The sequence below is a fragment of the Paenibacillus sp. NPDC058174 genome (genome assembly GCF_042883865.1).
Taxonomy (GTDB): Bacteria; Bacillota; Bacilli; order Paenibacillales; family Paenibacillaceae; genus Pristimantibacillus.
The window spans coordinates 310,752-325,793 of sequence record NZ_JBHVUY010000002.1 but is presented as its reverse complement, the minus strand read 5'-3'; the positions used below and the strand labels follow the sequence as shown (position 1 = coordinate 325,793).

Below are 15,042 nucleotides of genomic sequence, written 5' to 3'. Positions count from 1 at the left end.
AATAAACGGCCTCTGAACCAGAAAAAAAGAAGGCCGACGCCCCGCCTAGTCCTAATTCGAACCGGGAAGCATCAGCCCTCTTATTATTCTGCGGAACGATCCACCGCTGACAATACAAATTCAAAAGTCATTTCGCAGTCGGAAGGGATGACGTACTCGTCATGCACAGGCGCTCCCCAGCTGTCGTCGCCGCCTACGCCCATCTGGCGTCCGGCAACAGTTACGACGGTGTAATGCACAGCAGGCAGCTCCCAAGGATGCGCCGCATTTTCCAGCTCGAAAGCGGTATACGGCGATACATTGCATTCCACCGGCGCGGATGGCGCTGCGCTCAATGAAATTCCCAGCCCGCGGCTGTCCGTAATCGACAATCGGCGGACGCCGGTGCGATTGCCGGATTCCTGCGGCACCAAGTACGGCGAAGGCAATTGCTCTACCTTGCGGCTGAACACGCCCAGTCTCGCTCCGAAGGCACGGTCAATGTAGTTTTCCTCCGGCCCCATCGCGTACCATTCCGTATTCCCGTAATCTGCCGACAGCTTGAACGACAAGGCCACAATCGGCAAGTCCGGCAAGCCTGCTGCGCCTTTATACTGGCTGCGCACGCGGATGCTGCCATCCGCATAGACGGTATAAGCAACTCCGAAATACAGCTTGTCGCTGACACTGAACGCATAATCGAAAGCAACCGTCGCGAAAGCTCCGGAAGCGGTATTCCCGCTTATTCCTTCATCATTCACGGTAAGCTTAACGTTCGTGCATTTACGTGCCAAGCTTGCAGCATACCAGACGCCGGCTTCATAACCAAGCTGCGTCCCTTTATCATTGTCGGTCGTCGCCCGCCAGAACAGCGGAGCCGGCGGTGCCGCGATCATCTCGCGATTGCCGTAACGAACCGATACAAGGGTACCCGCTTGCTTAGAGAACAGAATCGAGAAGCCGTCTCCCGAGACGCCAATATTGACATCTCCTTCAACGACGCGAACCGATCCTCCCGGAAGCGCCAAGCCCTCAGCAGCATTAGCGGCACTCGTAACTTCAAATACAGCTTCGCCGAATGCAACCTCATGGCCTGAATCCGCCCATAATTCGGCTTCCTTCAGCACCAATGCCGCATGGATCGCGTATTCCCCTGCTTCGTGAACCGAGCTGTCTGGCAGCTCCAACGGCACAACAGCTTCCTCGCCTGCTTCAACGTTCACTTCACCCAGCCAAGAATACACTTCATGACCGTTGCGCAGCAGCCGTACAGACAAGGCAAGCTTCTCCGTGCTTTCGAACAAATTGCCGTTCTTTATTCTAATCCCAAACCGCGAAGGCTCGAGCTTAATGTTCTGGTAAAGAAACTTCACTTCCTGCATCTTCGGTGTCACCGTCCGATCGGCGAACACGATCCCATTGCCGCAGAAGCTGTAGTCCGTCGGACGATCGTCGAAATCGCCGCCATAGGCCAGAAACTCGCGGCCGTAACGATCCTTTTTCACCAGCGACTGGTCGATATAGTCCCAAATAAAGCCGCCCTGGTACAATTCGTACTGATCTTCAAGCTCCGTATATTTGTGCATGCCGCCGATCGAATTGCCCATTGCATGCATATACTCGCAGCTAATGTACGGCTTGCCCGGGTTGCTCTCCAAATACTCGATGATGTCTGCAGGCTTGGCGTACATCCGGCTTTCCATATCGCTTGTCGCATCGAACTTGCGGTTATGGAACACGCCTTCATAATGAACCAGCCGGCCCGGATCGGTCTCACGGAAATAGTTCGATACGTTCAGAATCACTTCGCCTGCATACGACTCATTGCCGCATGACCAGATCAGAATAGACGGATGATTTTTATCCCGCTCCAGCATCGACACGGCACGGTCCATAACCGCTCCATGCCACTCCGGACGGTCGCCCGGAATGTTCCATGACGGTTCGACGGCGCCCATCTTTTGCCATGAGCCATGGGATTCCAAATTCATCTCGTCAATAACGTACAAGCCGTATTCATCACACAACTCATACCATAGGGTCTGGTTTGGATAATGCGATGTGCGGACAGCATTCATGTTGTTCTGCTTAATCGTCTTAATGTCCCACAGCATGTCTTCCTTCGTAATCGAACGGCCGCGGCGGCTATTGAACTCATGACGGTTAACGCCCTTAAATACGATCCGCTTGCCGTTCAGGCACATCACTTTATCAATCATTTCAAAGCGCCGGAAGCCGGCCTTTTGCACAATCGCTTCCACAAGCTCCCCGTCTGCATTCATGACAGACAGGCAGATGGAATACAAATAAGGCCGCTCCGCACTCCAGAGCTTTACCTTACCTGCATCCACAGCAAACGAATGTCTGCCTTGTTCATCGAAATAACCGTGTTCGGCAAGCACAACCACGCCGTTCGCATCCTTCAATTCCATAAGCACGCTTGCCGATGCTGTAATTCCCTGGCTCAATAGCTCAAGATCAATCGTCAGACGGCCAGCCGTATAGGAATCATCAAGCTCCGCCAACACCCGCAAGTCGCGAACGTGATGCTGAGGAACCGTGTACAAATATACGTCGCGGAAAATGCCGGAGAATCGCCAAAAATCCTGATCCTCAAGCCAGCTGCCAGTGCTGCGTTGATACACCTCAACCGCCAGCTTGTTGTCGCCTTCCTTGATGAAAGGAGTCAGATCAAATTCCGAAGGGGTGAAGCTGTCCTCGGCGTAACCGACAAACTCCCCATTCAGCCATACGTAAAAAGCCGATTCCACGCCCTGAAACGAAATATAAACGGGTTGCCCCGTCATCGTCTGCGGCAGGCGGAAATGCTTCACATAGCTGCCGACCGGATTGTACTCCTCCGGGATGGCCGGCGGCCTGACGCCGTCGAGCCCGTCCCAAGGGTACATCGTATTTACATATTGAGGACCACCCCAGCCCTGAAGCTGGATGTGGCCCGGCACTTGAATGTCTTCCCAACCGTTGCAGTCATAATCCGTGCGGTAAAACGATCCGATCCTGCCGGCGGCATTGGTCGCATAGCTGAATTTCCAATTGCCGTTCAGACTACTGCGCATCGTCATCGGCGTATTGCGTTCCGCTTCATCCATTGTTTGGTAATAACGATGGTCGGAGTGCGCGTCGAGCCGGTTAACCCGGTATACCGTTGCGTCGCTCAGCCAGTCCAAGCTGGCGCTTGCTGCTTTCATGCCCAAATGCCCCCTCATATCTGCATTCAATGAATTAAATGATTATTTTACGGAACCTGTCATACCCGCTACAAAATGCTTCTGCATCAGGAAGAACACGATAGCCGTAGGCAATGTTGCGATCAGAATAACGAGCATGATTACGCCGTAATCCGGAGCGTAGCTGGAGCCCAAGTTGGAGATCAGCAGCGGAATCGTTCTTTTCTCCGGCGATTGCAGCACGACGAGCGGCCACAGATAGTTGTTCCAGCTGGACATGAACGTAATGATCGCAGCTGCGGCATAAGTTGTTTTCATCGTCGGAACATAGATCCGGAAGAAAATACCCAGCTCGTTCAGACCGTCAATCCGGCCTGCTTCCAGCATATCCTTCGGAAACATCTTCGTATTTTGCCGGAAGAAGAAAATAAGAAACGCGGTTGTGACAGATGGCAAAATGACAGCCGTCATCGTATCGATACCGATAGCCGGAATGACTTTGGAAATACCGCCGAACATCCGGTACAAAGGAACCATGATTGCCGCGAACGGAATCATCATGGATAGAAGCAAGATGCTAAAAATCCGGTCCTTCGCCTTGCTGCGGAAAATTTCAAAGCCGTAGCCTGCGAGCGAAGCGATCAACAGTGCAATAATCGTTGTCGTAACCGAGATTTTAGCGGAGTTCCACAAAGCAGGTCCGATATCAATTGTATCGAGGACCTTCTTCAGGTTCTCACCCAGGAAAGCACCGGGCATCAGTTTGCCCTTTGTTACGTCAACCGATTTATTCGTTGCGCTGGAGATCATCCACAAGAACGGGAAGATGGAAATGACCGCAGCGACGCTTAGGAATAAGTAAGTAAAAAACTTTTTCAATTTATCCATTTTTATCACCTGCCAGTTTGAACTGAAGGAACGAGAAGATAACGATCAGAATAACGACGGCATAGGAGACAGTCGCCGCATAACCGAAGTCAGGTGTATATTTGAACGAAAGGTTGTAAATATATTGCGATAGCGTTGTGGTCGCGTTACCTGGACCACCCTTCGTAATGTTCATAACCTCATCGAACAGCTGCAGCGTACCGATTGTTGACGTAATCGACGTGAACAAAATGATCGGTCTGAGCAGCGGCATCGTAATCTGCGTAAATTGGCGGAATGCGGATGCGCCGTCAATGCGTGCTGCTTCGTATATGGAGTTGTCAATGTTTTGCAAAGCCGATAAATAGAAAATCATGTTATATCCGGTCCAACGCCAAGTAATGGCGACAATGATCGTAATTTTAGCCCAGAACGGGTCACTGATCCAAAGAATCGGATCGGCAATCAGATGCAGCTTCAGCAGCATCGTATTAATAAGCCCTTCATTTCCGAACAAATATTTGAAAATAACCGAGTAAGCAACGAGGGATGTAACGGCTGGCAAGAAGATTGCCGTCCGGAAGAAGCCCTTGAATTTCAAATTTCTATCGTTAAGCAATACAGAAATAAACATGGCAAGAACGATCATGATCGGTACTTGCACGATTAAATAAATAAACGTATTTTTCAATGCAGCAATAAAGGTCGCGTCCTTGAAAAGCCGCGTGTAGTTCTCTGTTCCAACATAAGAGAGGTTCGTGCCTGTTCCCGATTGAAACGACATCAGAAGCGCCTGAATCATCGGATAAAAATAAAATATGCAAATCATAACGACAGCTAGCGCAATAAATGCCCAACTTACGGCATTCGTTCTTGCTTTGATGCCCATGCCTGCTCTTGCTTCTTTCACAGCTTCGCCAGCTCCTTCCTTAATTCCGTCTAACAGTGTATGGTTTCTTTTTTTATTGCAACTATGGCAACAACCCTAAAGACACGCCGTCCGCCATCGACATGATCGTCGCTGGCGGACGGGTGTCCAAGGTCATTGTCTGTTGCTTTTTTTATTTATTTGTTTGTTTTTATTTAATTTGTGCGTCAGCTTGGCTTTGTGCATCTTTCAACACTTGATCCAGCTTCTTGCCATTCAAGAAGTTTTGCATTTCAACAACGAGGATGTCCTCAATTGCGTAAGTGTGCATACCGAAGTTTACTTTTGGTACTTCAGCTGTCCATTTCGCGAAGTCTTCAACTACTTTTTGTCCGCCGAAGAATTCATTTGGCTGTTTGTAAGCTTCACCAGATGCAGCCGGTTTGTATGTGCCGATTGCGCCTACTTCAGTGATCAGTTTTTGATACAGGTTCGAATCGGAACCGAAAGTAGCGCCAAGGAATTCAGCTGCTTTTTCTTTGCCTGGAACGTTCAATACGTAGAACGAGCTGCCGCCGATGCTTGCTGCGTGTACAGAGTTAGGCGTTTTCGACAGTTTTGGCAGTGGTGCAACGCCCCATTTGCCGGATTGCGAAGCTTCAGCTGCGATCGAAGGCATGAACCAGTTACCTGTCGGATAAGAAGCAACATCACCGGAGTTGAAGTTAGCTACCAATTGGCTCCAGTCAGCATGCGGCTTAACGATGTTAGCTTGCATGATTTTTTGGTAAACCTCAAACGCTTCTTTCATTGCAGCATTGTCAGCGATGTTAGCTGTTTTGCCGTCTTCTTTCAGGTACCATGCACCTGTCGATTGCGTCATCATACGGATAAGGCTAAGGTCGGTAGGGTCAAGGGAAATCCAGTTTTTGCCTGTTTTTTCTTTTACCTTTTTACCGATCTCGATGTATTGCTCCCAAGTGATGTCCTGCATGTCAGCCAGCGTGTAGCCAGCTTCTTTCAGGTAGTCCGTACGTACGAACACGCCTGCTGCGCCGGAGTCGAATGGAAGACCGTAGTGCTTGCCGTCTACGCTTGTAGGTCCAAGCTTGTAGTCAGCGAAGTCTTCAGCTTTGAAGTAGCTGCTCAGATCATAGAACATGTCCGGGTATGCTTGCAGGAAACTTTGCGCGCGATAATCCTCGATCAACACGATGTTTGGAAGACCTTTTGTAGTACCCGAGCTCATGCCAGTGTTCAGCTTTTGTACGATATCGTTTTGCGCGTTCTCAATGATATCAACAGTCAGTTTCGAATCTTTTGCTGCATAATCTTCTTTAGCCAAATTCAACGCTTTGATGTTGAAGTTTGGATCCCAAGCCCAGACCGTAATCTTGCTTGTATCAGCCGCGTTGCCGCCTGTGTTGCCGCCGTTGTCCGTTTTGGACGAACATGCCGACAGTACAAGTGCGGTAGCAAAAAGTAATACGAGTAGTTTTTTCATTACAAGACCTCCGCATTTATTTGTTTGCATTCCTGTAAGCGTTTCCTCACTTACTTTTTCAGTGTAACATTCCCTCTTTATTTCTCGTTAGAACGATCTTTACAACGAGTTGTTCAATTATTATGAGTTGATTTGTCCATTTGCATTCGATTTGTACAATTTATATAAATTTGAATAATTATTAGATTTTCAGCAGCGGAATCCGGATTTTAATTTTGGTCCCTTCTCCCAATTCGCTTGAAATCGTTACCCCATAGCTTTCCCCGTAAAGCAATTTAATCCGGTCATTTACGTTGCGCACGCCAATTCCGCTGAACAGCTGCCGTTTGCTTGATGAATTTGGCAGATTGCTTTCCCTCGATAATTCCATACCGTCCCCGTTGTCTACAACCTCGCACATCAGCGCATCGCCATCCTGGCCGATCATAATGTAAATATGGCCCTCCGGCTTGATGTTGAAGGCATGGAAAAATGCGTTCTCTATAAAAGGCTGAATCATCAGCTTAGGAACGTGGTAGTTCAAGCAGTCCGGTGCAATGAAATAGCTAACCCGAATTCGTTCGCCGTAACGAACCTGGTTAATGAACACGTAGTTTTTCATATTGTCCAGTTCCTGGCTTACTGTAATCGTCTCACTGATATCCCCGATGGCATTGTGCAGTAGCGAAATAAGCGAATTGATCGTCTCTGCAGCCTTGTCCTTGCTTCCCTGCTGAACCATAAACTTAACCGAGGCCAGCGTGTTGTAAAGGAAATGCGGGTTAATCTGCTGCTGCAGCGCTTCGAGCTCGGCGTTGCGCCGCTGCTTTTGGGTCTCTACGAGCTCACCCACATATTCGTTCAGTTCATCGATCATCGCATTAAAAGCAATGCCAAGCTGTTTCGTTTCATAGCTGCCGCCGATCGTGACATGACGGTCGAAATCATATTTGGATATATTCGAAATTTGCTTAACGAGGCGGGTCAGCGATTTCGTGAGCCGTCTGGAAATGACAAACACAATAATAACGGCAACCGCCACAATCGCCATCACGATGAGAAGAATCCTCTTCGTATCGGTCAACTGGCCGATTGCCGCATTTTTATCGATCAAATTAACCATATAAAGATCTAATGGGGCTAAATATTCAGATAGTACAATTTGATCTTTGCCCATGAGATGAGCGTTCTTATAGTCGAGTGACTTCTTCTCAATCTGCTCCACATCCGCCAGCAGCTCCTTCGAGGATTCACCGATCCATTCCTTGCGGTTCGAGGAAATGATAAGACCGTCCTTGTCCAATACGATCGCATCACTCGCTTGGCTCGTGTTCACGTCATAGAATTGAGAGAAATCCCGCTCTCTAATTGCAAAATAAACGATGCCGTACGCTTTGCCAGCCCGGTCAAGCAGCGTCTTCGCCGCTATAATTGTCGGCTCCATAAACGGCTTGCGCGAACGTTTGGCATCATCGTAGAAGTACATGAGCTTAGTCGGCTGCTCTAGCGCTTTTTTCGTAATCGGATGATCCTTAAGCTCCTTGTCAGGCACCGGCCAATAGGTACGATCTACCGTTGCGTAGCTCCTGCCGTTGATGCCCGTTACCGTAATGCCTACCTCGTATACGTCCATCCCGGACTTAATCCGGTTCATTTGCTGGCCCATTCTATAGAAGGCTTGGTTCATCTCGCTCGAAGTACCGCCGCTTTCGGTTAGAAACTGACGGATCGTGCCGCTTTGCGCGATTTTATTCGTAGTCAGCACAATGGAATAATTGAAGGAATCGATGCGGCTGTTAATTTGCTCAATAACCTTTGAATTCGTAATACTGAATGTCTCCATAAAAACCCGTTCCGACACATTAATCGTCGTCCACGTCACCAGGATGGATACCGTAACGATACTGGCAACCATAATAATGAACATTTTTACAAACAGCCCGTTATATTTAAAACGATCCAATAGTCGTCTCATAATTCACCTATCTCGTATATTGTTGGCGGTAACGGCTTGGCGACAAGCCGGTATGCTTTTTGAACACCTTGCAGAAGTAGCTGTGATCGGAATAACCGACCAAGCCGCTAATCTCGGATATCGGGGCCGAGCCCGCCCGCAGCAGTTCCGATGCTTTATTCGTGCGGACACGGTGCAAATAATCGATAAAGCCTTCGCTATGATGCGTGGAGAAATAGCTGGACAGGTAAGATGGATTGAAGTGAAAATGCTTGGCCATTTCCGTCAAATTAAGCGGCTCGGCATAATGCTCGTCGATATAATCCAGCAGCCTTCTCATATTGACGTTGCCGCTTTGCTCAGCACGATCCTGAATGCACTGTTTGGCCTCTTCAATAAAGGCGTTCAGCACCTCCGCCGCCTCGTCCGCATGCCGGGCATCTTCGACCGCTTTGAAATAAAAGTACTTTTTACCCTCCAGCTGCTGAATGCTGTAATCCATATTGCCTAGCAGCACTGTAATATTGAAAATTAAATTGCCGAGAAATGACTTGAACTCAAACACATCAGTCATATAATTGACCGTGATCGCCTGCACATGCTCCTTCAAATAGTTGAAAGCCGCATCGAAGTGCTCCCGCTTGAACTCCTCCGTGAACTGATTAAGGTTAAACGGCTCCAAGCCTTGCGGCGTTTCCGGCAGATTATTATAGACCAGCAGACGCTTGCCGGGAAAATAAAAATGATAGTCCATCAGCTTGAGCAAGCTTTGCTTATAGATATGGCCAAGCTCAGCAATATTCATAAACGGTTCGCCCACCACGATGGCCGTATCCGCATGATGCTCCACAAGCACGCTTGTCATCGCCCGCGCCCAGCTCGGAAGCGAAGCGAGACCGTTATGGTCCATATTTAACAGGAACACGATCATCGGCAAATCGGTCGGAAGCATGCGATAGACTACCTCCGCTGCTGCAGTTCTGGCATCGAGCTCGTCCTGCAAGCTTTTCGAGAGGCCCGTAATCTGATGCTTCGTCCGGTTGCGTCCCCGCAGATCCACCCCAATAAGACAATAGCAGCGGTAAGGAAACTCGGCGGCCAGCTCCTGCTCGTCGTATTCCGCTTCGAATCCGGACAGCAGCTTTTCCAGCAACAGCTCGACAGAGACCTTCGCGTCACCCGCAGACTGCTGTGTACGAAGAGAAGGAATTTTGCCCGCCGTCTCTTTCAAGACATTGAGCAAATGGGCGATATCCAGCTTTGGCTTCAATATATAATCTCTCACGCCGCTCTGGAAGGTCGAGCGCACATAGTCGAACTCTCCAAAGCTGCTGAGAACAATAATTTCGATTTCGGGATAATGCAGCTTGATTTGCCGGGTCAGCTCTTCCCCGTCCATTACCGGCATGACAATATCCGTTAGCACAATATGCGGCTGCAACTGGGCAATCATCTCTAGCGCCTCTTTCCCGTTCGACGCTTCTCCGACGATCTGAAAGCCTTCTTGCTCCCAATTCATAAAATGCTTAATTCCCTGTCTAATCAACGCCTCATCATCTACAATTAACACCTTGCAATATGTGAATGCCATACCGGCACCTCCTGCTCAACCAAACTATATATTAAAAGCTAGGCATAAACCCAAACTTAAACTACATTATAACCGAAATATCGTCACGAAAATAATCGTTTTGTCGAATGGTGTCGTTTCGTGACTGATTGGGAGTGTTGATCACGAACGAACCAGCTTCGCTATTTTGCGAATCTAACTTCGTTATTACTAAGTTCGCAATGGGGCAGCTTAGCTTTAGCGAACTAAACTTCGTTACTCGTGAACCTAGGTTCACCAACAACGCAAATTGCTTCGCTATTCTATATATCGAACTTCAGACCTCATCCTATAACGAATTTCGCTTCGTTATATAGCGAATTCGCTTCGCAAACCTCTCAACTGCCCCCCTCTGTCCATCGCATAACTTAACTCTTCATTTTATAACTAACTTCGTTTAAGCCCTCCGCTCCATCCCCAACTACGCAAAAAAAGAGAGACGTAATCGCCTCTCCCCTGCTTCATATTAAATGTCTTCATTCTTGCCCTTCGGCCAACAGCCAATTAGCCTTTATTATAATGCAGCTCTAGATTTCATTGAGATAATGCCAGCCTAGAGCTACTCAAGATAATGCAGCTCTAGAGCTCATCAAGCCTTCGCTTCCGATCCCGAGCGGCGCTTCACGACCTTCGCCTGATACATCCGCCAGCCAGTCAGCAAAGCGGCTGCCAAGCAGATGCACGCGGATGTCGTAAACGCGACGTGCATGCCGGCAAGGAATATATCATCACGTCCCGGAATCAAGCCGGTTACCCGGTGGCCCGCCTTAGTGCTCATTACGCGGAATAAGATTGTCGTAGCCAGCGTGATGCCGACGACCATCCCCACATTGCGCACCAATGAATTGACGCTGCCGGCAGACCCCAGCTGTGTGCGCGGAACCTGCGACATAATGAGCGAATTGTTCGGCGACTGGAATAAGCCGCCGCCGATGCCAAGCATCGCGATCCAAAGGCCGACGACAGGTACGGAGCTGCCTTCGTGCAGCATCGCAAAACCAAATTGCGCAATGACCATTACGATCAGTCCGGCAAGCGTCAGCAGCTCAGATCCGATTTTATCGGATAACGCCCCGCTTATCGGAGCGACGATTACCATACAGATCGGCAATAGCATAAGCAAAAAGCCGGCATCAAACGGAGACAAGCCGAGCATATTTTGCGCATAGAACGGGGCAATAATATTGAAGGTAAAATTAGCGGTAAACACGAGAAAGCCGCATAAGATGCTTACTGAAAATAACGGATTTCTGAACAGCGACAGCTGTATGAGCGGATGCTCGCTCCGTTTCTCGACGGTTAGAAACCTAACGAGCGCCACCGCAGCAACAATTAATGAAAGAATGATTCCGTTATTGCTATAGCCTATCTGCTGTCCAAGCAGCAATCCGGCGAACAACGCTACAATAAATACAGCAAACAATACACTGCCCGGCACGTCGATTCTCGCTTTAACTTTAATGAGATCACGAGGCAGCAGTCTCCAGCCCATAATAATGGCGATCACCCCGATCGGCACGTTGACCCAGAAAATATATTCCCAGCCCAGCGTTGATACGATAATGCCGCCTAAGCTTGGTCCGGCAATGCTGCCAAGGGCCACGAAGATGCCAATCATGCCAAGCGATTTTCCCCGTTCGGTTGCAGGAAAAATATCGGTGACGATCCCTTGGCTGTTCGCCATCGTCATCGAAGCGCCAATCGCTTGTATGATTCTCGATGCGATGAGAAACGGCAATGATGCGCTAAAGCCGCATAATAGCGAGCCAAAAATAAAAACAATCGTACCGATTTTGAAAATCCGAATTTTTCCGAAAATATCACCCAATTTGCCAAAAAACAAAATGGCTGCGCATATCGCCATCAGATACGCTGTCGCCACCCATTCGATTTGAGCGATCGGCAAGCCCAGCTCCTTTGACAACACGGGCAGTGCAATGTTGACGATGCTCCCATCCAGCGTTGCCATAAAAGTAAACAAGTTCAGGACGATAAGGATGATCCAGCGTCTGCCCTGGACTTCCTTATCTTCCTGGTACGTACTCACGTTAGCGTGCAAGGGAAGTCCCCCTTTTCTACGATTTCAATTTTTCATTCTAGTTGCGCGCGCAACTAAATTGACAACTTCAGTGTACGCCATTTTTGTTGCGCGCGCAACAACTTTACGATACGATGTTAAAAAAGGAGGCTCCACCATGAAAAAAGAGCCAATCGGCAAGCTCATTTCTTATGTTCACCGGCATAACTCAAAAATTCTCTCCAAAGCCTTAACCCCTTACGGTATCGGCAGCGGCGGACAGCATAGTTTTCTTAAGACAATTCTGTTAACGCCCGGCGTAACACAGGATCAGCTTACCCAGCTTTTGAAATACGACAAAGCAACGACAGCAAGATCGGTTAAGCAACTGGAGCAATCCGGCTACATCGAGCGGCGGCCCGATCCCAATGATCGACGCTCTCATCTGCTGTATCCAACGCCTAAGGCGGAGCAATTTCACCCGACCTTGAAGCGGATATTGAAGCAATCCAATGAAAACTTAATTTCCAATCTTTCTTCGGATGAAGAAGACCAGCTCATTTATCTGCTGCAAAAAGTGAGCCGGCAATTGCCAGAGGATTAAACTGCACGGAACCCGCAAGTATAGCTTAAACAGAGCCTTCCAGCCTGATACCTGGTCATCATGTAAACAGGTCTGCGAGTTGCATCTTTATCTTTCATTTGATAAAATACAGAACGAACGTTCAGTATTATTGAGAGGTTATTTTCGGCTCTCACATGATTCGGAGTGCTGTCTGATGAATAAAAAACAATTGCAAAGCGAACAGACAAAAAAACGGGTGGCGGACGCCGCACGGGCATTGTTTGTTCAAAAGGGCTATAAGGCTACCTCCATTGAAGAAATTGTGGAGGCAACCGGCAGCAGCAAAGGCAATATCTATTACCATTTCAAAAGCAAGGAAGGGCTCTTCCTCTATTTGCTCGATGAATGGGAACGGGACTGGGAGCAGAGCTGGCGGCAGCGCGAGTCGCAATACCGCACCACAGTCGAGAAGCTTTACGGCTTTGCGGAGCAGCTCGTGATGGAAGACTTGAACCACCCGCTCACTAAAGCGGCGGATGAGTTTTTCAACAACAATGAGGAGAAAGCGAATGATGTAGAGGAACGAATCGACGAACTCGTCTCCGGACATCTTAAATTCAATCAGAAGCTTCTGCAGCAAGGAATCGACAGCGGTGAATTTAGAGACATCGATGTTGAGAAGCTTGCTGTTGTGCTGGAGGGCCTCATTCTCGGTCTTGGCCAAATGCTGCGCAAAAAAAATTCAGAGGACGCGACTGCCATTTATAAAACAGCGATCGATACGCTGCTTACCGGCATCGTTAAACCTTCCGCCGTTTAAAAAATTTTTAACTCATTAAACGGCCTGGTTTTTACAGCAGCTTTACAAAACGAACGTTCAGTATTATTCAATAATCGCTTTACGATTTATTTTCTGCATCTCACGAGGGTTTATCCCCTTCAAAGGCATGCAGTCCTTACATCTTATGCAGAAATCCGGAGGCTTACATCCATGGCTTTATTGCTGAAAAACCGGGGAGCAATTCTGCTTCTCATGCTTAATATTTTCCTTGTCTTTACCGGCGTCGGGCTCGTTATACCGATTATGCCGACCTATATGACTGAGCTTCACATTAGCGGCAGTCTTGTCGGCCTGCTTGTGGCCGCTTTTTCCGTAACACAGCTGCTGTTCTCCCCTCTTGCGGGAAGATTGTCCGATAAGCTGGGACGTAAAAAACTGATCGTCGCAGGCATGCTCATATTCGCATTGTCAGAATGGCTGTTCGGAGCTGTCAGCTCACCTTGGCTGCTCTTCGTCGCCCGGATGCTCGGCGGAGTCGGTGCCGCTCTCATTATGCCTTCCGTTATGGCCTACGCCGCAGATATGACAACTGTAGAAGAACGGGCAACAGGCATGGGCTTCATCAATGCTGCCATTACGACGGGCTTCATTATCGGTCCCGGCATCGGCGGCTATCTGGCTGAATTCGGCATGCGTGTACCTTTCTACGCTGCAGCAGCTGCAGGCGTGTTCTCTGCGATCATTACCATTCTCGTCTTGCCGGAATCGCTGACTTCGAAAGCGAAGCAACAAGACCCGGAGGCTGCTGGTAAAGCACCGGCTCCGGCAGCGGTCAAACAGCCGGGGTTGCTGTCCCAATTGGCTAACTCCTACCGCGAGCCTTATTTTTTAAGTCTCATCATCGTCTTCGTCATGTCCTTCGGTTTGGCGAACTATGAAACGATCTTCGGCCTGTTTGTCGATCATAAATTCTCTTTCACGCCTAAAGATATCGCCTTTATCATTACGTTCGGTTCCATTGCAGGAGCTGTCGTTCAAGCAACTATATTCGGCCGGATATTGAACCGGTTTGGTGAAAAAGCCGTTATCTCCTTCTGTCTGCTAATGGCAGGGGTATTCATTCTGTTAACTTTGTTCGTCCACACTTATCTGTTGATCGTAGTCGTGACGTTCATCGTCTTCTTGTCCATCGATATTTTGCGTCCCGCAATTGGTACCCAAATGTCCAAGATGGCACAGGAGCAGCAAGGCTATGTAGCAGGCCTGAATTCGGCCTTCACCAGTCTTGGCAATATCGCAGGGCCGGTCGTCGCCGGTCTCCTGTTCGACGTAAATTTGAATTTCCCGTACATTTCGGCCGCAATCATTCTTATTCTTTGCTTCTTCTTGTCCCTTAGAGCCAGCAAAGTCCGCCAGACCAACACGATGAATTAATGAACGCTCTAAAAGGCGGTGCAGGAGGTTGATCCCCCTGCACCGCCTTTTTCGTTGTATTCGTCTCCTGATGGATTGCGATAGCTGGTATTGTAATATCATCTCATTGGCTCAATGTCCAATGAACTTCACTCCAAAATGCAAAAGTGCATTTTGATGAGCCCAAAAAACCGAAAAACAGCCATCAAAATGTAAAAGTACATTTGAAATCGAGTAATTTCGCCTTATCGAGGCTTTTTAGCCCAATCAGCCTGCACTTTTGTATTTTGATGCCCGGAATCGCCGATATAACGCCCG

At 48.6% G+C, this 15,042-nt stretch carries 10 protein-coding genes; 3 read left to right on the top strand and 7 right to left on the bottom strand.

The window, feature by feature from the left end; translation table 11 throughout:
* Positions 1-83 precede the first annotated feature (83 nt).
* From lacZ to ACFVVF_RS13000, 7 genes are all read right to left on the bottom strand, one after another.
* Positions 84-3,188: a beta-galactosidase, LacZ type gene (lacZ, locus tag ACFVVF_RS13030; RefSeq protein WP_387809784.1), complete on the bottom strand. Its 3,105-nt coding sequence runs from the start codon at positions 3,186-3,188 to the stop codon at positions 84-86.
* 42 nt (positions 3,189-3,230) lie between these two features.
* A complete protein-coding gene (locus ACFVVF_RS13025) occupies positions 3,231-4,055 on the bottom strand; it encodes a carbohydrate ABC transporter permease (RefSeq protein WP_387809781.1) in 825 nt (274 codons plus the stop codon).
* Entirely contained in the window at positions 4,048-4,923 is an 876-nt protein-coding gene (locus ACFVVF_RS13020) for a carbohydrate ABC transporter permease (RefSeq protein WP_042166457.1), read from the bottom strand. Before ACFVVF_RS13020 ends, ACFVVF_RS13025 begins: the two co-directional genes overlap by 8 nt.
* 190 nt (positions 4,924-5,113) lie before the next feature.
* Complete coding sequence (locus tag ACFVVF_RS13015) at positions 5,114-6,406, bottom strand: ABC transporter substrate-binding protein (RefSeq protein ID WP_387809778.1); 1,293 nt, start codon at positions 6,404-6,406, stop codon at positions 5,114-5,116.
* Positions 6,407-6,587: 181 nt separating this feature from the next.
* Entirely contained in the window at positions 6,588-8,360 is a 1,773-nt protein-coding gene (locus ACFVVF_RS13010; RefSeq protein ID WP_387809776.1) for a cache domain-containing sensor histidine kinase, read from the bottom strand.
* Positions 8,361-8,367: 7 nt separating this feature from the next.
* Positions 8,368-9,930 carry a response regulator gene (locus ACFVVF_RS13005; RefSeq protein WP_387809774.1) on the bottom strand — a complete coding sequence of 521 codons (1,563 nt, stop codon included), beginning with the start codon at positions 9,928-9,930 and terminating at the stop codon, positions 8,368-8,370.
* 607 nt (positions 9,931-10,537) lie between these two features.
* Positions 10,538-11,995 (bottom strand): MFS transporter, encoded by a 1,458-nt coding sequence (locus ACFVVF_RS13000; protein WP_387809771.1) that lies wholly within the window; start codon positions 11,993-11,995, stop codon positions 10,538-10,540.
* 148 nt (positions 11,996-12,143) lie between these two features.
* Between ACFVVF_RS13000 and ACFVVF_RS12995 the strand changes: the two genes are divergently transcribed.
* The 3 genes from ACFVVF_RS12995 to ACFVVF_RS12985 all read left to right on the top strand — a co-directional run bounded on the left by ACFVVF_RS12995 (position 12,144) and on the right by ACFVVF_RS12985 (position 14,745).
* Positions 12,144-12,569, top strand: coding sequence for a MarR family winged helix-turn-helix transcriptional regulator (locus ACFVVF_RS12995; RefSeq protein WP_387809768.1), 426 nt, complete (start codon positions 12,144-12,146; stop codon positions 12,567-12,569).
* A gap of 175 nt (positions 12,570-12,744) precedes the next feature.
* Complete coding sequence (locus ACFVVF_RS12990; protein WP_387809765.1) at positions 12,745-13,350, top strand: TetR/AcrR family transcriptional regulator; 606 nt, start codon at positions 12,745-12,747, stop codon at positions 13,348-13,350.
* Between the two features lie 171 nt (positions 13,351-13,521).
* Positions 13,522-14,745 (top strand): MFS transporter, encoded by a 1,224-nt coding sequence (locus ACFVVF_RS12985; protein WP_387809762.1) that lies wholly within the window; start codon positions 13,522-13,524, stop codon positions 14,743-14,745.
* Positions 14,746-15,042: the final 297 nt, after the last annotated feature.

Excerpts from the sequence above, each read along its gene's own strand:
- lacZ (WP_387809784.1), bottom strand. The coding sequence starts at position 3,188 with ATGAAAGCAGCAAGCGCCAGCTTGGACTGGCTGAGCGACGCAACGGTA.
- ACFVVF_RS13025 (WP_387809781.1), bottom strand. The coding sequence starts at position 4,055 with ATGGATAAATTGAAAAAGTTTTTTACTTACTTATTCCTAAGCGTCGCT.
- ACFVVF_RS13020 (WP_042166457.1), bottom strand. The coding sequence starts at position 4,923 with ATGGGCATCAAAGCAAGAACGAATGCCGTAAGTTGGGCATTTATTGCG.
- ACFVVF_RS13015 (WP_387809778.1), bottom strand. The coding sequence starts at position 6,406 with ATGAAAAAACTACTCGTATTACTTTTTGCTACCGCACTTGTACTGTCG.
- ACFVVF_RS13010 (WP_387809776.1), bottom strand. The coding sequence starts at position 8,360 with ATGAGACGACTATTGGATCGTTTTAAATATAACGGGCTGTTTGTAAAA.
- ACFVVF_RS13005 (WP_387809774.1), bottom strand. The coding sequence starts at position 9,930 with ATGGCATTCACATATTGCAAGGTGTTAATTGTAGATGATGAGGCGTTG.
- ACFVVF_RS12995 (WP_387809768.1), top strand. The coding sequence starts at position 12,144 with ATGAAAAAAGAGCCAATCGGCAAGCTCATTTCTTATGTTCACCGGCAT.
- ACFVVF_RS12990 (WP_387809765.1), top strand. The coding sequence starts at position 12,745 with ATGAATAAAAAACAATTGCAAAGCGAACAGACAAAAAAACGGGTGGCG.
- ACFVVF_RS12985 (WP_387809762.1), top strand. The coding sequence starts at position 13,522 with ATGGCTTTATTGCTGAAAAACCGGGGAGCAATTCTGCTTCTCATGCTT.